Below are 21,028 nucleotides of genomic sequence, written 5' to 3'. Positions count from 1 at the left end.
CCGGCCGGGAGGGTGCCTCCGGCGTCAGCGCAGCGCTTCGATCGCCAGGAAACCAGCCACCAGCAGCACGATGAACGCCCACGCCAGCCACGTGAAGTAGCGGTTTATGAAGGCCTGAATCGACTCCCCGAAGCGCTTGATCAGCGCGGCCAGCACGAAGAACCTGAGGCCCCGGCTGAGGACGCTGGCGAGCAGGAACACGGGCGGGCTGATGCCGAACGCTCCGGACGACAGCGTGAACACCTTGTAGGGGATGGGCGTGAGCCCGGCGGTGAACACGGCCAGGAAGCCGTAGCGATCGTAGAGCCCCTTCACGTGCTCGAACGCCTCGGGCGTGACCCCCGGGACGTGGTCGAAGAAGAACGTGTCCACCGCCGACCACGCGCCCCAGCCGATCAGGTAACCCGCGGCCCCGCCCAGAACTGACGCGACGGTGCAGATCGCGGCGAACCTGAGCGCGCGCGCCGGCCTGCCCACGCAGAGCGCCAGCAGGAGCGGATCGGGCGGGATCGGAAAGAAAGACGACTCGGCGAACGACAGCCCAGCGAGCGCCCGCTCGCCTCCGGGACGATCGGCCCAGCCGATGACCCAGTCGTATAGGCGCCGCATGGGTCCGCGCCTGATGGGTGGAGCCGCCGTGTCGCTCAAGCCTCGTCTCCCGTCGCGTGTTCGCCGCGACCGCCCCACGCCTGCCTGCCTAGCAGCGGCACGAAGGTGCAGGCCAGTTCGTCCGTGACGGTCAAGCCATCCTCGTGGCGGCGAACCACCCTCAGGTGCTGCATCTCGCGATCCCCGACCGGGATGATCAGGCGTCCGCCCATGGCGAGTTGGTCGATGAGGGCCGGCGGCACGTCCGGCGATCCCGCCGCCACGATGATGGCGTCGTAGGGCGCGTACCTGGCCCAGCCGAGGGAGCCGTCGCCCACCGTGACCAGCACGTTCCGGTGGCCGGATTCCTCCAGCGCCAGGCGCGCGCGCGTGGCGAGCTGCGGAATGCGCTCGATGGAGTACACGTGCTGGGCGAGCCGCGCCAGGAGCGCGGTCTGGTAGCCGCTCCCGGTGCCGACTTCCAGCACCCGCTCCTTTCCGGTCAGCTCGGCCAGCTCCGCGCACAGCGCCTGCAGGGACGGCTGCGAGATGGTCTGACCGAAGCCGATCGGCAACGCGGAATCGTCGTAGGCGCGGTGGCGCACGCCCTCGGGGACGAAGAGGTGGCGCGGCACCTCGGCGACGGCGCGCAGTACGTCGAGGTCCCGAACGCCCTTGCGCCGTACCGTCTCCAGCAACCCCTCACGGGCGCGCGCGTAGGCGTCGCTCACGGGGCCGTCACGCTCCAGGCCTCCAGATCTTCGATGAGGCGGTGGTTGGTGAGATCCAGATGGAGCGGGGTCATGGATATGAAGCCCTCGCGCACCGCGGCGAAATCGGACCGCTCGCTGCCCCACCAGCGGCTCTCCCCTCCCCCGATCCAAAAGTACTCGCGGCCGCTCGGATCCATTGCGCGAGTCAGTGAATCGTCGTACGCGCGGCGCCCCAGGACCGTTACGCGCGTGCCCCGTACCTCGTGCGCGGGCACCGGCGGAAGGTTGACGTTGATCAGCGTCTCCGGCGGGAACTCGTCGCGGCCGACGATCTGGCGCAGCAACCCCGCCAGGACCTCCTCCCAGCCCTCGTCCAGGGGCGGATCGGGTTCCCTCGATGCGTAGGACACGGCCACCGCGGGCACGCCCAGGATGATCGCCTCCATGGCCGCGGCGACGGTGCCGGAGTAGAGCACGTCGTCCCCCATGTTGGAGCCGTGATTCACGCCGGACAGCACGAAGTCGGGAGACTCATCGAGGAGCTCGCCGAGCGCGAGCACCACGCAGTCCGTGGGCGTGCCGTCCACCACCAGCGCGCCCTCCCGGACTCGGCGCACGCGCAGCGGCCTGTGCATCGTCAGGGAGTGGCTCGTGGCGCTCTGCTCGCGGTCGGGGGCCACCACGTCCACGTCCCCGAGCCGGGACGCGACGGCGGTCAGCAGGCCGATCCCGGGCGCCAGATAGCCGTCGTCGTTGGTGACGAGGAGGCGCATCAGCGCTTCCGGGGAGGGGTCAGCACCCGCTCGAGCTCATCCAGCTCATCCCGCAGCTGCACGAGTAGTTCCTGATCGATGGCTCTCCGACGGGCGTCCGGCAGGTCCCCCCCACGGCGGAGCTGCTCGAGCCGCTGGCGCGCCCCCTCGATGGTGTACTTCTCCTCGTACAGGAGACGCTTGACCAGCAACACGAGCTGGATCTCCTTGCGCCGGAAGACGCGGTTTCCGGAGCGGTTTTTCGACGGGCTGAGCACGCCGAATTGGGTTTCCCAGTAGCGGAGCACGTGCGGCTTCAGGCCCACTATCTCGCAGACCTCGCCGATCGAGTAGTACTCCTTGGGAGCGATTCTCGAAGAAGTCACGTCCACCGTTCCGGTTTGGGGTCCCGCTCCATGAGGTTGCGCAGCGCCGCGCCTGGCGAGCGCCCTTCGAACAGAACCGCGTGCACCTCCTCAACGATGGGCATCTCGATGCCCTCCCGCGCCGACAGCCGTGCCGCCGCGCGGGTCGTTTCCACGCCCTCGGCCACCATCCGCATTTCGCCGAGAATGTCCGCCAGCGACCGTCCCTTGCCGAGCTCGACGCCCACGGAACGGTTCCGGCTGAGTCCGCCCGTGCACGTGAGGATGAGGTCGCCCATCCCCGCGAGCCCCGAGAACGTCAACGGATCCGCCCCCAGGGCGGTGCCCAGCCTGGCCATCTCCGCCAGCCCGCGGGTCATCAGCGCCGCCTGCGTGTTGTGGCCGAGCCCGAGGCCGACGGCCATCCCGGACGCGATGGCGATCACGTTCTTGAGCGCGCCGCCCAGCTCGACGCCGGTCACGTCGGTGACCGTGTACACGCGGAAGTACGAGGTCTGGAACAGGTCCTGGACGAGCTGCGCCGCCGCGGGCTGGGCGCTGGCGACGGCCACCGCGGTGGGGACCTCGCGCGCCACCTCCACGGCGAAGCTGGGGCCGGACAGAAAGCACGCCCGGTGCGCGATGCGCGGGGGCAGCGCCGCGTCCAGCACCTCGGCCATCGTGCGCAGCGTGGCGGTCTCGATCCCCTTCGACGCGCTCACCACCAGGGCGGAGGGGTGCAGCGCCGGCGCCGCCTCTGCCATCACCCGCGACACGTGCTGGGAAGGGCTGACGGACACGACGACCGGCGCCCCCTCGACCGCCTCCGCGAGGTTCGTGGTCGCGACCAGCCGCGGCGGAAGCGGGACTCCGGGCAGATAGATGGAGTTCTCGCGGCTTTGCGTGATTGCCTCGGCCACATCCTCTTCGTAGGACCAGAGACGCACATCGTGTCCCTTCTTCGCGAGCAGCAGCGCGAGGGCGGTGCCCCAGCTCCCCGCGCCGACGACGCCTACCGCGTTCACGTCGCCTCCTCCCTGCGCCGAAACGACGGCTCCTCGCCGCGTACCAGACGCCGCACGTTGGCCCGGTGCGTGACCAGCACGAAGGCCGCGAGCGCCAGCGCCACGTAGAACATCAGGCCACTCCCCTCCAGCCACCACACGGCCGCCGGGAGCGCGAGCGCGGCGACCATGGACGCGAGCGAGACTATCCCCGTGATGGCTACCACGCCGCCCCACACCAGGAGTCCGATCCCGACCGCCGCCGGAGCGAGCGCCAGGAACACTCCCCCGCCGGTGGCGACCCCCTTGCCACCCCGAAAGCGCACGTAGACCGGGAAGACGTGCCCGACGATGGCGGCGACTCCGAACGCGAGCGCCCAGCCGGTCCCGTCGACCGCGGCGAGGCCAGCGAAGTAGCGCGCGGGGACGAATCCCTTGGCCACGTCCAGCAGCATCACGGGTGCGGCCCAGCGCCAGCCGAGCACGCGGAAGACGTTCGTAGCGCCCAGGTTGCCGCTGCCGCGCTCGCGCAGGTCGATGCCGCGCGCGCGGCCCGCCAGGAAGCTGCTCGGGATGGACCCGAGCAGGTACGCCAGGATCAGCAGCGCGCCGCTCAAGCGGCGTCCTCCCGACGTCCGCGGATGCGGATCGTCAGCGGCACTCCCTCGAAGCCCCAGGCCCGGCGGAAGCCGTTGGACAGGTAGCGCATGTAGTTGCGGGTGAACCCCTTCGGTTCGTTGCTGAAGAGGACGAAGGTCGGCGGAGCCGTGCCGGCTTGAGTGGCGTAGAGGATGCGCACGGCCCGGCCGTGGTGGTGGGGCGGGTGCAGCTTGCGCGTCAGCTCGCCCACCACCTCGTTCACTTCCGCCGTCGGGACGCGGGCCTGCCTGCGGTCGGCGACCGCCAGCGCCGCGTCCAGCGCCTTCCTGACGCGCTGGCCCGTCAGCGCCGACATGAAGATCACTGGCACGTGCGTCAGCGACGGAGCGCGCTCTTTGATGTGTCTTTCGTACGCGGCGGAGGTGCGGTCGTCCTTCTCGACCAGATCCCACTTGTTGGCGACCAGGACCAGCCCGCACCCGTGTTCCAGGGCGCGCTCGGCGATCTTGAGGTCCTGCACGTGGATGGGCTCGGTCGAGTCGATCAGGAGCAGGCACACGGCCGCCCGCTGGATCGCCTGCTCGGTCCTGAGCGCGCTGTAGTACTCGACGCCCTCCTTTACGCGAGCCTGTCTGCGCAGGCCCGCGGTATCCACCAGGATGAGATCCCGCCCCTGGTAGCGAAACGGGGTGTCGACGGTGTCACGCGTGGTCCCCGGGGCCTCGCCGACGACGCTTCGCTCCACCCCGAGCAGGCGGTTGGTGAAGCTGCTCTTGCCGACGTTGGGCCGTCCGATGATCGCCACCGAAACGGTCTCTTCCTCCTCCGGCGGCGGGCGCTCGGGAAGGTGAGCCACGATGGCGTCCAGCACGTCACCCGAACCCCGGCCCGACGAAGAGCTGACCGGCAGAGGGTCGCCGAGCCCCAGCGCCCAGAATTCGTGCTGCGCGACCTCCTCCGGGTGGCGGTCCAGCTTGTTGACCAGGAGCACCACGGGGAGCCCGGAATTGCGCAGAATCTCTGCGACGCGCTCGTCTTCGGCGGTCAGGCCCTCGCGGCCGTCGACCATCAGGACGAGTACGTCTGCCTCGCCGATGGCGGCGAGGATCTGGTCGCGCACCGCGGCCGCCAGGGGATCCTGGTCGTCTCCGATGAAGCCGCCCGTATCCACCAGCCAGAAGGGCCGCCCGGCCCATTCGGCTTGACCGAAGTTGCGGTCGCGGGTGATGCCCGGTCGATCCTCGACGATCGCCTTGCGTCCCCCCAGGACGCGATTGAAGAACGTGGACTTGCCCACGTTGGGGCGGCCGACCACGGCCACGACCGGCAGCGGAGCGCTCACGCGGCGAGAGCCTCCGAAAAGGACTCGGCGAAAACGACGCGGGCGCCCCGCGCCGCGCCCTCGATGGCCGAACCGGGGATGTCGTCGATGAAGACGCCGTCGCCGTTCAGCGCGGTGGCCGGGACCAGGATCAGGTCGAACGGACCGCACGCGGCCAACGCCGCGAGCGCGTCGCGCCCGGCCATCAGGCCGGCGGCCGACACCTCCGACCCGAACAAGCGGTTCGGGACCGGCAGGATCCGCGGCCCACCGCCACCGGCCAGCTCCGCGACCGCGTGGCGGAGCTCCGCGCCCACTCGTGTACCCGTGAGTACGGCAACCCTGTTGCCATGGAACGCGCCATCTGCCAGCGCGGCGCCGAAATCGGCGAGCAGGTCCGACAGGGCGCCCACGCCGTTTTCGGCCAGGGAATCATCGTCGTGATAGTCGGCGCCGGGGAGCGTCTCGCCCGCCAGGTAGAACAGCTCGTCCGCGGCGTAGGCCCAACCGTAGCCGCGCGCTCCGAGGGCTTGCCCGCGGGCCCGTTCTACCGCCGCGATGGCGTCCCTGGCTTCCTCCGGGGACAGGGGCCGCACCGGCCTGTGCGCGTTGTGTCGGGTCAACCCCACGGGCACCACCGAGAGGGTCTGGATCCCCTCCCCCAAGCGCCACAGATCGTCGATGCTGCGGCGCAGATGGGGCCCGTCGTTCCACCCGGGACACAGCACGATCTGCGCGTGTACGGCGATGCCCCCGCGCACCAGCTCGCCCAGGCGCTCGAGGACGTCGCCCCCGCGCCCTACGCCCAGAATTCGCTCGCGCACCCATGGCTCCGTGGCGTGCACGCTGACGTAGAGCGGCGACAGACGCTGCTCTATCAGGCGGGCGATTCCCTGCGCGCCCAGGTTGGTCAGGGTGACGTAGCTCCCGTAGGCGAACGACAGACGGAAGTCATCGTCGCGCAGGTAGAGGCTTTGCCTCACCCCCTCCGGGTTTCCGTCGATGAAGCAGAAGACGCACTTGTTCGCGCATTCCCTCACGGGATCCGGGGCGGGCTCGATGCCGAGAAGCTCCGCGGGATCCTTCTCTATCTCGAGGATTACCCTCTCCCCCGCCGGGTCGGCGACCTCCACCTCGAGCCACGGCTCGGCCTCGAGGAACCGAAAGTCGATTCCATCGCGCACGATGTCGCCGTTGATACGCACGATTCGGCTGCCCACACGTAGCTCCAGCGCCTCCGCAATGGAGCCGGAAAGAACCGTCTTTATCGTGACCATGTCGCTCTAAGGTATCGCTTGAGGCGAGCGTCTGAATGCGTCTGACTAATACCACTTAGGGCGTTACTCGCACAAACGACGGGGGCGCGGACCCAAGCCCGCGCCCCCATCCGCCCAGCCCCCAAAAAGTTGGGAGGAAAAGCGTTACTCGGCCACCTCGTAGCGCCAGCCCGCGGGCCGTGTCTCGGAGTCGAACGGCAGCTCCAGCTCCCACGGCGTGGATCCGTCCTCCGCCGGCAGCGTGAGCGCCACTTCTCCCGTGGTCAGCTCGACCCCATCCTCGTCGACCACGACAAAGCGCAGGGTGGCCGGATCTCCTTCGGCGCCGGCTATGTTCACGGCGGTGCCGCTGAGGATCACGAAGTCGTCGTCGACCTCCATATCGACACCCTCTACCGAAAAGGCCAGGCCGGCGCGCCGCTCCAGGATGTTCGCGGTTTCCTGCCGAAGCGCATCCGCCGCTGCTTCGTCGGCCTCCAGGTCGCTCAGCGATCGAACCGCCTGAGCCGCCAGCGCAAGAATGTTCTCGTTGTACGGGTCCATTTCGCGCAACGCGCCGGCCTGCTCGCGGAGCTCGCCGTAGTACGTGGCCAGGTCGTCCCTGTCGTCGCCCTCCGGCGCGGCCCCCGCCTCCACCAGGCGCTCCTCGATGGCGCGCGCGAGGGCGTAGACCGAGTTGGCCATGTTGTAACGCGTGTCGCGGGAATGGGGATTCTTGTCGAGCGACTTGGCGAACGCCGTGCGAGCCTCCTCGTAGCGCTCCGCGCCGAACAGGCCCACCCCCAACCGGAAGTACTCATCGCCCGACAAATCATCGCGTTCGAGGGCCCCCGCGTAGAGCTCCGCCACCTCATCCGTTTGGCCGAGCTGGCCCAGCACCACGCCCAGATTGCCGAGCGCCGTCATGTCCTCGGGGTTGATCTCGAGATAGTCCCGGTAGGCCTGAACCGCTTCCTCTCCGCGGTCGGAACGAGCCAGCACCTGGGCCATGTTGAATACCGCGACGCGGCGGTTGTTGTCGAAGGCTTCCTCGTTCGCCTCGCGGAGCTTCTCGCCCTCCGGGCCGTCCATGATCTCGAGGGCTCCCTGAAAGAACGTGACGGACTCCTCGTCTTCTCCCTCGGCCGCCAACATGGTTCCCAGGTTGAGCTTGGCCTCCGGACGTCCCTGAAAGACCTTGTCCGCGCCGCGATAGTGCGCCTCGGCGGTCTCCATGTCACCCTGCTGGGAGGCCGTGGCTCCCGCGTTGTAGGCGCGAACCCAAGCGTTGTGGCGGTCCGTGCTGAGTTCCTCTTCGTATTCCGGATAGAGCTCTATCGCACGATCCCACGCCCCGGCGGCCTCTCCCACCTGGTTCAGCTCGGCGTAGGCTCGACCCAAGAGCAGGTAGAGCCGCGGGTTGTTCGCATTCGCCGACATGCCGTCCTGGGCCAGATCGATCGCCTGCTGGAAGAGCTTCTTCTTGTCGTCGGGGTTCGCCTTCTGGCGCGCTTGGCTGATGTAGAGCGCCACGCCACGCGTGTAGCGGTTATCGCTCGGCTTCTGGGCCGACGCGGGGAGCGCTCCGACCATGCTTCCCAGCGCAACGAGCGTGAGAATCATGCGGACACGAGACATCGCCTTCCTCCTCCTGGAGTTCATACCATCTCGACCGGGGTCGAACCACCGACCGCGGTACCGTCTTCGTCTGTCGGTTCCGTAGAATCCAGAGCCTGTCTGACCCCCAGCGGGGGCACGCCCGCGTCGCGAGCCGCGCTCGCCACGTCGTCGAACTCCGGCTTCCGGCGCACCTGCCCGTCCGGGAGGTGCACCTGCTTGCTCCGAATGCGCGTTCCGTGCCAGAGTCTCGTGCTCGCGGTCCTCGGCAGCGCGCGCCGGCCCACGGTCCAGTACCTGGCCCCGATCGTCGTCGTGCTCTCGAACAGAGCATCGAGAACGCTGTCGAGCGTTTGGTACGGGGCCAAAGCCTCGATTCGCAGGCCCGGCCTTCCCTTCTTCATTCCCACCGCGGAAGTGGTAACATCGACCGCCCCCGCCGCGCGCAGCGCCTCCAGCGCCGGGGGCACGTACTCGGGCGCCATGTCGTCCAGATCCGACTGCACGATCACCATCGTTGTGTCCTGTTCAGAGGACAGTTCCGCTAGTAACAGGCGCAAGCAGTTGGGCCTGTCGGCGGGGTCGCGCGAGCCCGCCCCGTAGCCCGAAGCCAGCACCCGCCAACGGGTCGGCGGCGGGCGTCCGTCCGTGAGCTCGGCGAGGATGGCCGCACCGGTTGGCGTCGTACACTCACCGTCCCACTGGGTTTCCCCGATGTCCATACCCTCCAGCAGCTTGGCCGTGGCCGGCGCCGGCAAGGGAAAGCGCCCGTGGTCGATGTCGATCCAGCCGCGGCCGATCGAGACCGCGCGCGTGAAGCACTCCTCGATGTTCAGGAAGCGGACGGCGTCGGCGGCGCAGCCGATATCCAGAATCGAATCCAACGCGCCGACTTCGTGGAAGTGCACGTGGTCCGGGTCGATGCCGTGGACCGATGCCTCCGCCGCGGCGAGGCGCTCGAAGATCCGGCGCGCGAGCGCGAGAGCCTCACCGTCCAGACCGCCCTCCAGGATCTCCAGGATGTCCGGCAGGTGCCGGTGGTGGTGCTCACGGGGAAGCTCGAAGCGGGCCGAGCGACACGCGATCGAGCGGCGCTGGACCGTGTCGGTGGACACCGATCCAGGCGGCGCGCCCAGCCGCGCGGCGACCTCGCGAAGCCGCTCCACAGGATAGCCCAGAGCCAGGACGGCGCCGAGGAACATATCGCCGCTGATGCCGGCGAACGGGTCGAAGATGAGGACGCGCATTGATCGAGTGAGTTGACTCCTGTCCTGCTGACGGCGCACGCCACCGGGTTCACGCGCGCCAACCCTAGCGTACCGTTGCAGAAGTCCCGTAGGCATTCGGCGCGCGCTGCATCCCGCGGATGCGGCGTTGGAACTCCTTGCCGTAGCTACAGCTACGGCGCGTCGTTCCGCCTTGCCTCGCGGGCGCATCACGCGCCTCGATGCACACGGGATTTCCGCGCCGGCACACTAGCCCGGTCGAGGCGTTCGCGCGAGCCCGGCGCCCGCGCGGTCAGCCGGAGCGCTCCAGGTGACTCTTCAGCGTGCGTGCCAGCGTGGGCGAGATGCCAGGTATGGCGGCGATGTCCTGCTCGGCGGCGGCCCGGATCGCCGACACGCTACCGAACTGGACCAGCAGCGCCCGCTGACGCGCAGGGCCTATTCCGGGCACCTCCGACAGGCTGCTCCTGAGCGTCCGCTTCCCGCGCAGACGGCGATTGTATCCGTGCGCGAACCGGTGGGCCTCGTCGCGCGCACGCTGAAGCAGGCGCAGCGCGGGGTTTCTGACGGCCAGGCGGACGGGCGCCCTCCCCCCCGTTCGGTGAATCTCTTCTTCGCGCTTCGCCAGGGCGACGGCTTCGACGTCCGCCGCTCCCGCGGAGACGGCGGCTTTCAGCGCGGCGCGGAGCTGACCCTTGCCGCCATCTATCAGCATGAGATCGGGCAGCGTGTCGTCCTCCTCGAGGCGCCGCCGCATGTAACGCTCGACCACCTCCGCCATGGACCGGAGGTCGTCGTTGCCCCAGTCGCCGCGGATCCGAAAGCGCCGGTAGCCGGCCTTGCGCGGGGCGCCGTTCTCGAAGGTCACGGCGCTCGCTACGACCTCGGTGCCCTGCGTGTGGGAGACGTCGAAGCAAACGATGCGGCGAGGGACCACCTTCAGGTCGAGGGCTTCCTGAAGCTCGTAGAGAACGTCCTCCGCGCGCTCGCCGACGTCGGGACGCAGGACGGCCCTCTCCTCCAGCAGGTGACGCGCGTTCTGAGCGGCGAGGTGAACCAACCGGGTCTTGGCCCCACGCTGGGGCACGCGAACGCGCAGGCGCCGTCCCCCCCGCTCGTTCAGGATCTCCTCCAGCGCCGCGCGGTCCTCGAACTCCTCGGGAGCGAGGATCTCACGGGGCAGGTCATCGACGCCGTGCTCTCCGCGGCCCAGATAAAAGCGCGTGGCGGCGGCGGCGAGCACTCCGCCGGAGTCGACTTCGTCCGCGTTCTCGAAGAAGTCCACCTCCCTGCCGAGCAGCTTGCCGCCCCGTACGCGGAGACGGACGGCGGCCGCGCGCTCCCCGTCGCGTGCGACCCCCAGAGCATCGACGTCTCCCCCGCGCACGTCCAGCGCTCGCTGGCGCCGCTCGATGGCGGCCAGACCCTGGAGGACGTCGCGACGCTCCGCGGCGCGCTCGAAGTCGAGCCGCTCGGCCGATTCCCGCATCTCCGCCTCCACGCGGCCGCGAACCCCGCCCGTGCGGCCGCCCAGCACGTCCACTACCTCCGCGATCATGCGGCCGTATTCCGCTTGCGTCTGAAGCCCCACGCAGGGCGCCTCGCAGCGGCCGATGTGGTGGTCGAGACAGGGCCGGGCGGGCCGCTCGGTTGGCAGGGCGTAGCGACAGCTGCGCACCGTGTGCGCCCGCTTGATGACCTCCAGCGCGTGGCGCAGGGCGCCCACGTCCGTGTACGGCCCGAAGTATCGCGCGCCGTCGTTCTCGACCCGGCGGGTGACGAGGACGCGCGGGAAGGGCTCGGCGAGCGTGACCTTCACGTACGGGTATCGCTTGTCGTCCCGGAGCTGGATGTTGAAGCGGGGGTGGTGCGCCTTGATGAGGTTCGCTTCCAGAAGAAGCGCTTCGGCCTCGCTCGCCACGACGATCGTCTCGACGTCGGCCACGCGCGCGAGCATCTGTCGATTCTTGGCCGAGGTGGTGCTTTCAGAATTGAAATGGCCGCGCACGCGCGCCCGTAGGGACTTGGCCTTCCCCACGTACAGGATGCGTCCGCGTCGGTCCTTGAACAGGTAGACCCCGGGGCGCGCCGGGAGGCTTTTTCCGCGGGGGTCGAAGGTTGCGCTCACTCCCTCATCGACCCCCCTGCTAGTCGGACGTTCCGGACCCGAGCCGGGCCGCCCACAGCGCGCGCGCCTCCGCCAACCCCAGCGCCCACGCCAGCCCCAGATACACGACCCCGAACGTCGTCAGCGAGGCCAGCGAAGTGACGAGCGGGTGGGCGGTCGGACCCCAGTGGGCCACGCCGCGCCCGGCCAGCGCCGCCACCGCCGCGGCGAGGACCATCCTGGCGAGCGGCCTCCCCGGCAGCGCCACGCGTCCGATCCGCCTACCCAAGCGTCGGCGCAGAAGAACCCATTCCAGCCACGCGCCCGCTCCGGCGGCGGCGGTCAGTCCGAAGACACCCAGCGGGTACCCGCCCACCGTGGGTCCGGCTCCGGCGGCGAAGCCCCAGCCGCCGACCGATCGTCCCGCGACCTGGATCGGCTCGAGCCAGACCATCAGCAGAACGCCGGCGGTGGCGGCGAACGCCACGCGGGCGCCGGCGAACACCGCCGGGGTACGCGTGTCGTGCAGCGCGAAATAGGCCGAAGAGAACAGCCGCGTGCCGGTCGAGGCGAGCAGCCCGAAGGCGTACCCCATGAGCACGACCCACACCCAGCGCGTCTCCGCGACCCCGAAATCGCCCGTTCTGTAGAGCGCCCCCACGACCTGATCGCCCACCGCGAAGAAGGCCACGACGGACGGGACGACGTAGAACGCCATGCGCTCGAGGCCCGCGTTCACCCGAGCCCTGAGCACCTCCGAGCCGGCCCCTCGTTCGCGGGCCAGCTCCGGCAGCTCGGCCGCGGCCACCGACATTCCGAACAGGCTAACCGGTAGCACGTAGAGCGTCTGAGCATAACCGAGCGCCGCGAGCGAACCGGTCGCGAGAAATGACGCCAGAAACAGATCCACGTAGCCGCTCAACTGGACCACGCCGCGGCCCATGATGGCCGGGCCCGCGTTGCGCACCGCGGTCCGCACGCCGGCCAGGCGCGTGTCCCAGCGTACCCGCAGCGAAGGCTCGAGCCGGAGCACCGCGGGAACCTGCACGAGGAACTGCAGCACGCCGCCGACCAGCGCTCCCCACGCCAGCGCGACCGCGAGCGAGCCTTGCGCCAACCGGGTCCCGAACACGGCGAGCGTGACGATCATGGCCGCGTTCCAGGCGACCGGAGCCACATACGACAGGAAGAATTTCCGGTGGCTGTTGAGCACGCCCAGTGCCCAGGCCGAGAGGACCAGCACCCCGGCCATCGGAAACAGCACGCGCACGAGGCGCACGGTCAGGTCGTAGCGAAAGCCGGTGAAGCCGGGGGTGAGGACGCGCACCAGGATGGGGGCCGCCACGAACCCGAGGAGGGCGACCGCTCCCGCCACGGCCAGGAGCAGGGCGAAGATGGCCCCCGCGATGCGGCCGGCTCGCTCCTCGTCACCCTGCTCGAGGGCCTCGGCGTATACCGGTATGAAAGAGGCGCTGAGTACCCCCTCGCCCAGGAGGTTCTGCAGGACGTTTGGGAGCCGGAGCGCCGTGTGGAAGGCGTCGGCGGCCGGAGCGGTTCCGAAGAAGTGAGCGAATATGCGCTGCCGGATCAGCCCGGACAGGCGACTCAGGAGGATTCCGGCGGCTACCTTGGGGGCGCCGGAGCCAGGCGCGCAGGTGGGCAGCTCAGCCCCCCTCCGGCGAGTCCCCGGCCGGTAGATGCGGAGGGGGAGGACGCTCTTCCAGCAGCCGATGAAGGAAATCCGTCTCCTCCTCCAGGCGCCTCACTTCGTCGGCCAGCCGCTGGACCTCCGCCTCCAACGCCGCCACGCGCGGACCCGCGTCCGGCCCGTCGCCGCCTTCGCGCTCCAGGCGTGAGGCCAACGCGCGCGCCGGCGGTGAGTCCAGCACCACCGCCAGGAGCGGGATGAGCAACGCTATCAGGAGGATCCCCGCCATCACCATGGGGCGAAGCTACCCGGCCACCCCGGCGCCGACCAGCGGCCCCATCGCCGCCAGCACGTCGTCGAGAAGCGACACGCCGTAGCGCGCCAGGTACTGGAAGGAGTTGAGGATCCGCTCCTGGGGGCGACCCGCGGGGAACAGGTTGATCTCGGCCTTACGCAACTGCTGAAGCCCTATTTCACGCTGCGCGTCCGAGTGCTGGGCGATGCGCTTCTCCAGTTCGCCGACGCCGTGGAGCGCCGAATTGCGGGCGCTGCCGATGGCCCCGCGCAGCGTGGGGTCGATGCGTTCGGCGGCCTCCGATAGAGAGCCGTAGCCCTGGCCCAGGGCGGCACGCAGCGATTTCAACGCGTCCCGTACGTCCTCGGGTAGCTCTTCGCGGAGGATGCGGGCGCCGATTTCGTGCGCGGGCCTGTCGAAGTCGCCCGGCGCCAGCCCGAAGCGGTCCAGAACCTTGCGGGTCTTGGCCTCCACGAGCGTCACGGTGTAGCGCGGCACGACCACCTGCGGGCTTACGCCGTGCTCGTCGAACAGGGGCTCGATCTGCGCGAAGTAAGCCACCTCGGCGGGGCCGCCGACGTACGCCACGGTGGGCAGGATCGCGCTCTCCAGGATCGGCCTGAGACCCACGCCGGCGGTCAGGCGGCCGGGCTCTTCGGCGGCCCTGAGCAGTTCCGCCCGGCCGAGCCGGGTGCCGGATGCGCGCAGGCGAAAACCGTCCCCATCCATGAAGACCCGCTCTCGCCCCAGCGGACCCATGAAGTGCAGGCCGGTGCCGCCGTCGAGTACGGGGATCTGCGCCCCGTAGCCGGCGTCGAGCAGCTCGCGGGAGCGGTTGGCGAAGATCCGGTCGTGCGCTTCCGCGTGCTCGATTTCGTCTCGTAGCACGGGCGCGGCGCGGGCCCGAACGGTGGCGTCGCTGGGGTCGACGAGCAGGACGTCGAAGCGCCCGACCAACTCCGCGAGGAGGTCCCCGAAGGCGGCGGCGGCCGTAGCGTCCGGGCGGTAAGCGGAGCGAACCATCGCCAGGAGCCGATCGCGGAAGTCGTTTGGCGGCAGGAGCGCACCGAGCGCTTCCAGCGCGTCGTCGACCTCTGGCCCCAGGACCCGCTCCGACATGGGCGGCGCCGGCGCGTCCGGGCTGGCCGGCGGAAGGGCGATCTCGGCGACCTCGTTCTGGGGGGTGAGGAGCGTCGCCCGCCTTACCTCGTCCCAATCGTGGTCGTCGGCCGCGACCCAGAAGATGGGAGCCACCGGGCGGTCGAGCGCGGACTCCAGATCCCGCGCCAAGCGGACCGTCGACAGGAGCTTGTAGAGGCCCATGAGCGGGCCCCCGAAAAGGCCGGCCTGATGCCCCGTGGTGACCGCCAGACCGGTCCCGTCCGCCAGCGCGCGGAGCTTCCCGGCAGAACCCTCGGAGGTAGCGCGGAGCATGCCGGCGAGGTGCTCGCGGTTGGCGCCGAAGCGGCGGTCGACGTCCTCCGCCCTGGCCTCATAGCTTTCGAGCGCGCCCGGGTCGTGGCTGAGGAAGCCGCGCACGCGGGGCGCGTTGTCCAGGTGGTCGACCACGATGGCGTTCGCACTCGGGCGCCCGATCAGAATCTCCAGACTCACGCCCCCTCCCCTCCCTTGTGATAGGGCTCCCCGCGCAGAATGGTCCCGGCGCGGTAGAGTTGCTCCATCAGCACTAGCCGCGCCAGGTCGTGCGGCAACGTCATGGGCGAGAGAGACAGGCGGACGCGAGCCCTCTCGAGGACAGCGGACGCCAGCCCGTCGGCGCCGCCGATCACGAACGCGGACCCCTCCTGGCCGCTCAGGCGCCGCTCGTCCAGGTGTCGGGCCAAATCGCGCGAGCTCCACGCGAGGCCCTGGCGCGTGAGCGCGATCACCTCGGCGTGTTCGGGAAGGCGGTCCAGAATTCTCGCACCCTCCGCCTCCCGCACGTCGGTCGAGGAGCGCCTGCCCCCGGGCGCTCCTCCCTTCACTTCTACGGATTCGAGCTTCCAATAGCGAGCAGCGCGCGCCTCGTACGCGCCGATGGCCGCGGCCAGACCCCCACCCGGCCGCCCTACGGTTACGATCCACAACTTCATGGGCGCAGCACCGTGTCCGCGGCGAACTCTGCGTCGGGGTCCGGATGGTCGAGATTGAAATGCAGACCGCGGCTCTCCTTGCGGAGCCGCGCGCAGTCGGCGACCAGCCGGGCCGACAGCAACAGATTCCGCGCTTCGATGCGGCCGGATCCGCGCAGCCCGGCCAGCGTCGCCGGGGCCGCCTCCATGTCCTCCAGCGCCGCCGCCGCGGTGTCCAGATGCTGATCGTCGCGGACGATGCCCACGTCCCGCCACATGACGCTCCGGATGCGCGTCTCGACGGGTCCTCGGTCCTCATCGTCGGGGCCGGGCTCGACGTCTTCGGAGGCCGGCGCTCCATCGTCCTCCGTGTCGTGGCGAGGGAGCCCGGCGGCGACCGCGAGCGCGGCGCGGTGGCTGTATACGACCGCCTCGAGGAGCGAGTTCGACGCCAGCCTGTTGGCCCCGTGGACGCCCGTGAACGCCACCTCCCCCACCGCGAACAGTCCCGCGAGGCTGGTGCGTCCGTCGGCGTCCGTCGCCACGCCGCCACACGAGTAGTGCGCCGCCGGCACCACCGGAATCGGCTCCGAGGTCATGTCCAGGCCGCGCGCGGCGCACTCGGCCACGATGTTCGGGAAGCGGGCCTCCAGCGTCCGCTTGGGGATTCGGGACGCGTCCAGGAGGACGTGAGGCTCGCCGGTGCGCTTCAGCTCCAGGTCGATGGTGCGCGCGACCACGTCGCGGGTCGCGAGCGAGCCACCCGGGTGGTGCTGCATCAAGGGCCGGCCCGCGATGTTCAGCAGCTCCGCGCCCTCTCCGCGCACCGCCTCCGAGATCAGCACGGCCCTGTCCTCCGCCGGGAACAGCGCGGTGGGATGGAACTGGATGAACTCGAGGTTGGCCACGTGTGCGCCCGCCCGCCACGCCATGGCCAGACCGTCGCCGGTGGCGATGGCGGGATTGGTCGTGTGCCGGTAGATGCGCCCGACGCCGCCGGTGGCCAGCAGCGTATAGTCCGCTCGCTCGGCGGCGGTGGTGCCACCAATGCGATCGTAGACGAGGCAGCCGCGGCAGCTTCGCTCTTTCGGTCCGTCGGCGACCAGCAGGTCCACCGCCAGGTGATCCTCCAGAACCTCGATGGCCGGATGCTCCGCCACCGCCTCCAGCAGGGCCGTCTCTATGGCCCATCCGGTGCGATCGAGAGCGTGCACGATGCGCCGGCGCGAGTGGCCGCCCTCCCGGCCGAGATGCAGCCGGGCTCCAGTGCGGGAGAACTCTACGCCCCAGTCGATCAACTCGCGGACGCGGGCGGGCCCCTCCCGCACCAGGCGCTCCACGGCCTCGGCGTGGCACAGACCGGCTCCGGCGTCGATCGTGTCGCGGACGTGGTCCTCCGGCGAATCCAGAGGGTCCAGGACGGCGGCGATCCCTCCCTGCGCGTAGTTGGTGTTGGATTCGGCCCGGTGCTTCTTGGTGACCAGGGTAACGCGCGCGTGATCCGCGAGCTTGAGGGCGAAGCTGAGGCCCGCGACGCCGCTGCCGATGACCAACACGCGCCGCTCGCTCACCCCACCACCCGCCGCAGCAGGTCTTCCAGCGCGGCCGATCCGCGCCGCACCCGTACGCGCTCCCGCAGGACCCAAACGGGCACGCGCTGGCCGAGTCGGGCCAGCTTCCCTTCGTCCTTTTCCGTGGTGACCACGGGGCGCCCCGAGGCGGCGGCGACGATGTCGTCCAGGTCTCGCTCCGTGAATTCGTGGTGGTCCCGGTAGCCGAGCAGTTCGGCCACGACGCAGCCGGCCGCGGTGGCGCTGCTGCGAAAACCCTCGGGGTGCGCAATGGCGCACACGGCCACGGCCGGCCCCGCCGGTCCGTCGGCGGTGGTCTGGTCGGGCGCTCCCAGGGGGCTCCAGCTTGCCGGCTCGATGACGATGTCGCCGCCCGGCGGCGCGCCGATCACCCTGGCGACTCCGCTACGCGCCGCGGCCAACGCTCGCTCGTCGGCGCCCCGGTGGGTAAGCGCCACGAAGTCGGCGCGGGACAGCGCCGCGGGCGGCTCCCTCCACGGCCCCCGGGGCAGCAGGCGCGGGGCATCCTGCCACCGCTCGGCCGGCACGAGTACCACATCCAGCGAGCGCGCCAGGGCCAGATGTTGGAAGCCGTCGTCCAGCACGGCAACATCGGCCCCTGCCTGCGCCGCGCGCCGGACCGCGGCGATGCGGGATGGGTCACCGATCACGGGCGCATCGGGGTTCCAGCGCCGGTGGAGGTCGGGCTCGTCACGCGCATAGTCGCCGTGGACCAATGCCGGTCGCGCGCCCAGCTCGCCGAGCAGGCGGACGATGTAGGCTGCCACCGGCGTCTTGCCCGCTCCGCCCAATACCAGATTGCCGATCGAGACCACCGGGATCGGCGGCTCATGCGCCCGCAAGAGGCCCCGTCGGTACGCCGCCCGCCGCGCGGCGGAGACGCCGCGGTAGGCCAGCTCGGCCGGCCACAACGCGGCGTCGGCGGCCGCCCTGCCCCGAACCGCGTGGCCGCTCACGTATGCGCCCGCCCATTCAGCCGCGGACATCGGCATCCGTACGATCGACCAGCTCGTTCAGGGCCCCTTCCAGCCGCTCCCTGAGGCTCTCCACCTGCGCGTCGGAGGCGTCGGCCGGCACCCGCAGCGGCTCGCCGAACTGAATGAGGACGCGCGCGAAGGGTTGGGGCAGCATGAAGCGATCCCAGCTCCCCACGTGCCAGGCGCGGTTGGCGGCAATGCCGATCGGCACTATGGGCGCGCCGGTCAAGCGGGCCGCCAGCAGCGGGCCCAGCTTCATCACGCGGGCCGGGCCACGGGGGCCGTCGGGGGTGAGCGCCACCCGCCGCCCAGCCTCGAGATGCCGCACGACCCCGCGCAGTCCCATGGAGCCCCCCCGAGAGCTCGACCCCCGCTCGATTCGGTAGCCCCAACGCGAGGCGACCTCCGCTATGGCCCTGCCGTCGCGCGATCGGCTGATCAGCGTGGCCACGCCGCTGCCCCTGTAGGCGTAGGCCAGCGGCAACAAGCGGCCGTGCCAGAACACGACGACGTATGGCTCCTCCGCCTCATCCAGGCGCGTCATTCCGGGCGAGGGGCGAATCTCCACGCGGACGGTGCTCAGGAGCGCCTCCAGGAGCAGGGCGCCGGCGGGCGGCCCCCATTTCGCCAGGCCCGGAAGCCGGGACAGCTTCATGAAGAGGCGGCAGCTTGCAGCAACTCGGCGGCCATCTCGGCTACGCGCTCGCTCGGCGTCAGCGGTCCCGGAGCGGCCAACGACGCGCGCACCAGCGCCAGACCCGCCAGCATGTCGGAGCGCGTCGGGCCATCGCGCAACAGGGCTCGCAGGGCGTCCGCGAGCGTGGCCGGGTCGGCGCGTTCCTGGAGGAACTCGGGAACCACTTCCGAGTCCGCGATCAGGTTGACCAGTGAGACATGCGGCACCCGCACCAGTCGGCGGGCGAGCGCGAACGTCGCCGCGCTCGTCCGGTACGCCACCACCATCGGGGTGCCCGCGATGGCCGCCTGCAGCGTACCCGTGCCCGATTTGATCAACGCCGCCCGCGCGTGGCTCAGGAGGGTCCAGGCGTCGCGCGTGCGGGGGGCGTCCGCGGGCTCGAACTGCGAGTCGTCGACTCCAGCGGCCTGCGCGACTACTGTCTGGGCGTCCGAGTCGGCGGCGGCCATCGTCGCCGCCATGGCGAACGTCTCCAGGTGGCGCGAGACCTCCTGGCGACGGGATCCCGGAAAGATCGCCAACAGCGGCCGTCCGGGGTCCAGCCCGAGGTCGGCGCAGAACTCTTCGCGACCCAGCGGACGCGCTCGCTCCTCCATCAGGGGGTGGCCCACGAACTCCGCGCGGACGCCCGCACTGCGCAGAACGTCGGGCTCGAAGGGCAGGATTACGGCTACCCGGTCGGCCGTGCGCGCGAGATCCCGAGCCCGGCGGCGCTTCCACGCCCACACCTGGGGCGCGACGTAGTACAGCACCGGAACGCCTACGGCGCGTGCGGCGCGCGCGAGCCGCATGTTCAGCCCGGGGTAGTCGATGAGGATGATCAGGTCGGGCCGTCGCTCGACCAGCTCCCGCCGCAGCCGCCGCATCAGGAAGAAGAAATACGGCAGGTGGCGCGCTACCTCGGCGAACCCCATCACGGCCAGCCTGTCCAGGCCGGCGAGCAGCTCTACTCCCTCGGAGGACATGCGGGGGCCGCCGAGGCCCCACAGCCGAACACCGGGCAGCCGCCGCCGGAGGGCTCGAACCAGGGCGGCCCCGTGCATGTCGCCGGACGCTTCTCCGGCGGCGATGAGGATGCTCGGTGCGCTCACCCGCTGGCGATGCGGGTCGCCATCCAGATCATGAGGATCACGATTAGGAGTCCGGCGAGCAGCCTCCAGAGCCTCGGCGGGGTGGTCGGCAGGCGACCCCCTCGCCGTTCACGTAGAACGCGCAAGAGCGACATTGGATTCGATCTGTTTCATGATATCGAGCGCGGTCGCGAGCGCGCGTCGCCCGTCCTCGCCCGACACGGAAACCGCAGCCATCCCACGGATGGCCTTCAGAAAGCTCTCCAGCTCGTGACGCAGCGGTTCGCCGCCGTCGGACCGCAGCGTGACCCTCTCCACCGCGTCCTCCAGGCGCGCCGCGGGCAAGGGCACGCCCGGTGCGAATCCCGCCTCCGACCGGATGCGCAGAAACTCCCCCACCCCCGCGTCCAGGTCCAGGCTTACGTAGCCCGAAGGCTGGAAGAATCGGAATTTGCGCTTACGTTCGAGGGACACGCGGCTGGCCGTCAGATTGGCAACGCAGCCGCCTTCGAATTCGATGCGCGCGTTGGCGATGTCGGCGCTCGGCGACAGGACCGGCACGCCGGTCGCGGAGAGGCCGCGTACGTCCTGGCCCACGATGCTCAGGACCAGGTCCAGGTCGTGGATCATCAGGTCCAGAACCACCGCCACGTCGGTGCCGCGGGCCCTGAAGGGCGCGAGCCTGTGGGATTCGATGAAGAGCGGTGACTCCAGGTAGGGCTCACAGGCGCGCAGCACGCCGTTGAAGCGCTCGACGTGCCCGATCTGCACCATGGCGCCCGCCGACTCCGCGGCTCCCAGGATGCGGTCGGCTTCTTCGAGGTCGGCGGCGATGGGCTTCTCGATGAGCACGGGCATGCCGCGCTCGAGCGCCTGAAGGGCCACTTCCTCGTGCGCCGACGTGGGCACCGCCACGACGAGAGCGTCGATGGAATCGAGCAGAGAGGGCAGATCGGGCCGGGTTTCCAACTGCAACTCGGTCGCCACGTGGACGAGCCGGTCCGGGTCGGTGTCATGCGCGGTCACCGCAGCGACCCCGTCCAGGTCGCGCAGGATACGAGCGTGGTGGAACCCCAGGCTCCCCACGCCGGCGACTCCGAGACGCAACATATTCTCGCTAGTGTACCG

Annotated in this window: 20 protein-coding genes; all 20 read right to left on the bottom strand. The window is 70.3% G+C overall.

Features of this window, described 5'->3' with window-relative positions; translation table 11 throughout:
* Positions 1-24 precede the first annotated feature (24 nt).
* The 20 genes from ABFS34_03240 to ABFS34_03145 all read right to left on the bottom strand — a co-directional run bounded on the left by ABFS34_03240 (position 25) and on the right by ABFS34_03145 (position 21,010).
* Positions 25-648, bottom strand: a complete 624-nt coding sequence (locus tag ABFS34_03240) for a YqaA family protein (GenBank protein ID MEN8374441.1) — start codon at positions 646-648, stop codon at positions 25-27.
* A complete protein-coding gene (locus ABFS34_03235; GenBank protein MEN8374440.1) occupies positions 645-1,319 on the bottom strand; it encodes a protein-L-isoaspartate(D-aspartate) O-methyltransferase in 675 nt (224 codons plus the stop codon). The genes ABFS34_03240 and ABFS34_03235 overlap by 4 nt, the downstream gene beginning before the upstream one ends.
* Complete coding sequence (gene surE / locus ABFS34_03230) at positions 1,316-2,074, bottom strand: 5'/3'-nucleotidase SurE (GenBank protein ID MEN8374439.1); 759 nt, start codon at positions 2,072-2,074, stop codon at positions 1,316-1,318. Before surE ends, ABFS34_03235 begins: the two co-directional genes overlap by 4 nt.
* Positions 2,074-2,439, bottom strand: coding sequence for a MerR family transcriptional regulator (locus ABFS34_03225; protein MEN8374438.1), 366 nt, complete (start codon positions 2,437-2,439; stop codon positions 2,074-2,076). Before ABFS34_03225 ends, surE begins: the two co-directional genes overlap by 1 nt.
* Positions 2,436-3,443 carry an NAD(P)H-dependent glycerol-3-phosphate dehydrogenase gene (locus ABFS34_03220; protein MEN8374437.1) on the bottom strand — a complete coding sequence of 336 codons (1,008 nt, stop codon included), beginning with the start codon at positions 3,441-3,443 and terminating at the stop codon, positions 2,436-2,438. Before ABFS34_03220 ends, ABFS34_03225 begins: the two co-directional genes overlap by 4 nt.
* The gene (gene plsY / locus ABFS34_03215; GenBank protein MEN8374436.1) at positions 3,440-4,039 is read right to left on the bottom strand and encodes a glycerol-3-phosphate 1-O-acyltransferase PlsY; all 600 of its coding nucleotides are present in this window, start codon (positions 4,037-4,039) and stop codon (positions 3,440-3,442) included. Before plsY ends, ABFS34_03220 begins: the two co-directional genes overlap by 4 nt.
* Positions 4,036-5,364 (bottom strand): ribosome biogenesis GTPase Der, encoded by a 1,329-nt coding sequence (gene der / locus ABFS34_03210; protein ID MEN8374435.1) that lies wholly within the window; start codon positions 5,362-5,364, stop codon positions 4,036-4,038. Before der ends, plsY begins: the two co-directional genes overlap by 4 nt.
* Positions 5,361-6,620, bottom strand: coding sequence for a DUF512 domain-containing protein (locus ABFS34_03205; GenBank protein ID MEN8374434.1), 1,260 nt, complete (start codon positions 6,618-6,620; stop codon positions 5,361-5,363). The genes der and ABFS34_03205 overlap by 4 nt, the downstream gene beginning before the upstream one ends.
* A gap of 144 nt (positions 6,621-6,764) precedes the next feature.
* A complete protein-coding gene (locus ABFS34_03200; GenBank protein MEN8374433.1) occupies positions 6,765-8,237 on the bottom strand; it encodes a tetratricopeptide repeat protein in 1,473 nt (490 codons plus the stop codon).
* 20 nt (positions 8,238-8,257) lie between these two features.
* Positions 8,258-9,463: a nickel pincer cofactor biosynthesis protein LarC gene (gene larC, locus ABFS34_03195; protein MEN8374432.1), complete on the bottom strand. Its 1,206-nt coding sequence runs from the start codon at positions 9,461-9,463 to the stop codon at positions 8,258-8,260.
* 271 nt (positions 9,464-9,734) lie between these two features.
* Positions 9,735-11,570, bottom strand: a complete 1,836-nt coding sequence (gene uvrC, locus ABFS34_03190) for an excinuclease ABC subunit UvrC (protein MEN8374431.1) — start codon at positions 11,568-11,570, stop codon at positions 9,735-9,737.
* 19 nt (positions 11,571-11,589) lie between these two features.
* A complete protein-coding gene (gene murJ / locus ABFS34_03185) occupies positions 11,590-13,164 on the bottom strand; it encodes a murein biosynthesis integral membrane protein MurJ (GenBank protein ID MEN8374430.1) in 1,575 nt (524 codons plus the stop codon).
* 49 nt (positions 13,165-13,213) lie between these two features.
* Positions 13,214-13,492, bottom strand: a complete 279-nt coding sequence (locus ABFS34_03180) for a hypothetical protein (GenBank protein MEN8374429.1) — start codon at positions 13,490-13,492, stop codon at positions 13,214-13,216.
* 9 nt (positions 13,493-13,501) lie between these two features.
* The gene (gene bshC, locus ABFS34_03175) at positions 13,502-15,106 is read right to left on the bottom strand and encodes a bacillithiol biosynthesis cysteine-adding enzyme BshC (protein ID MEN8374428.1); all 1,605 of its coding nucleotides are present in this window, start codon (positions 15,104-15,106) and stop codon (positions 13,502-13,504) included.
* Entirely contained in the window at positions 15,103-15,585 is a 483-nt protein-coding gene (locus tag ABFS34_03170; GenBank protein MEN8374427.1) for a 23S rRNA (pseudouridine(1915)-N(3))-methyltransferase RlmH, read from the bottom strand. The genes bshC and ABFS34_03170 overlap by 4 nt, the downstream gene beginning before the upstream one ends.
* Positions 15,582-17,135: an L-aspartate oxidase gene (gene nadB / locus ABFS34_03165; protein ID MEN8374426.1), complete on the bottom strand. Its 1,554-nt coding sequence runs from the start codon at positions 17,133-17,135 to the stop codon at positions 15,582-15,584. Before nadB ends, ABFS34_03170 begins: the two co-directional genes overlap by 4 nt.
* Positions 17,132-18,142, bottom strand: coding sequence for a tetraacyldisaccharide 4'-kinase (locus tag ABFS34_03160; protein ID MEN8374425.1), 1,011 nt, complete (start codon positions 18,140-18,142; stop codon positions 17,132-17,134). Before ABFS34_03160 ends, nadB begins: the two co-directional genes overlap by 4 nt.
* The gene (locus tag ABFS34_03155; protein MEN8374424.1) at positions 18,129-18,788 is read right to left on the bottom strand and encodes a lysophospholipid acyltransferase family protein; all 660 of its coding nucleotides are present in this window, start codon (positions 18,786-18,788) and stop codon (positions 18,129-18,131) included. Before ABFS34_03155 ends, ABFS34_03160 begins: the two co-directional genes overlap by 14 nt.
* A complete protein-coding gene (lpxB, locus tag ABFS34_03150; GenBank protein MEN8374423.1) occupies positions 18,785-19,921 on the bottom strand; it encodes a lipid-A-disaccharide synthase in 1,137 nt (378 codons plus the stop codon). Before lpxB ends, ABFS34_03155 begins: the two co-directional genes overlap by 4 nt.
* A gap of 108 nt (positions 19,922-20,029) precedes the next feature.
* A complete protein-coding gene (locus ABFS34_03145) occupies positions 20,030-21,010 on the bottom strand; it encodes a Gfo/Idh/MocA family oxidoreductase (GenBank protein MEN8374422.1) in 981 nt (326 codons plus the stop codon).
* Between the last annotated feature and the right edge of the window lie 18 nt (positions 21,011-21,028).

The sequence above is a fragment of the Gemmatimonadota bacterium genome (assembly GCA_039715185.1).
Lineage (GTDB): Bacteria > Gemmatimonadota > Gemmatimonadetes > Longimicrobiales > RSA9 > DATHRK01.
Note: the sequence above shows the minus strand (reverse complement) of the source record. Positions and strands in the feature narration are given on the sequence as shown.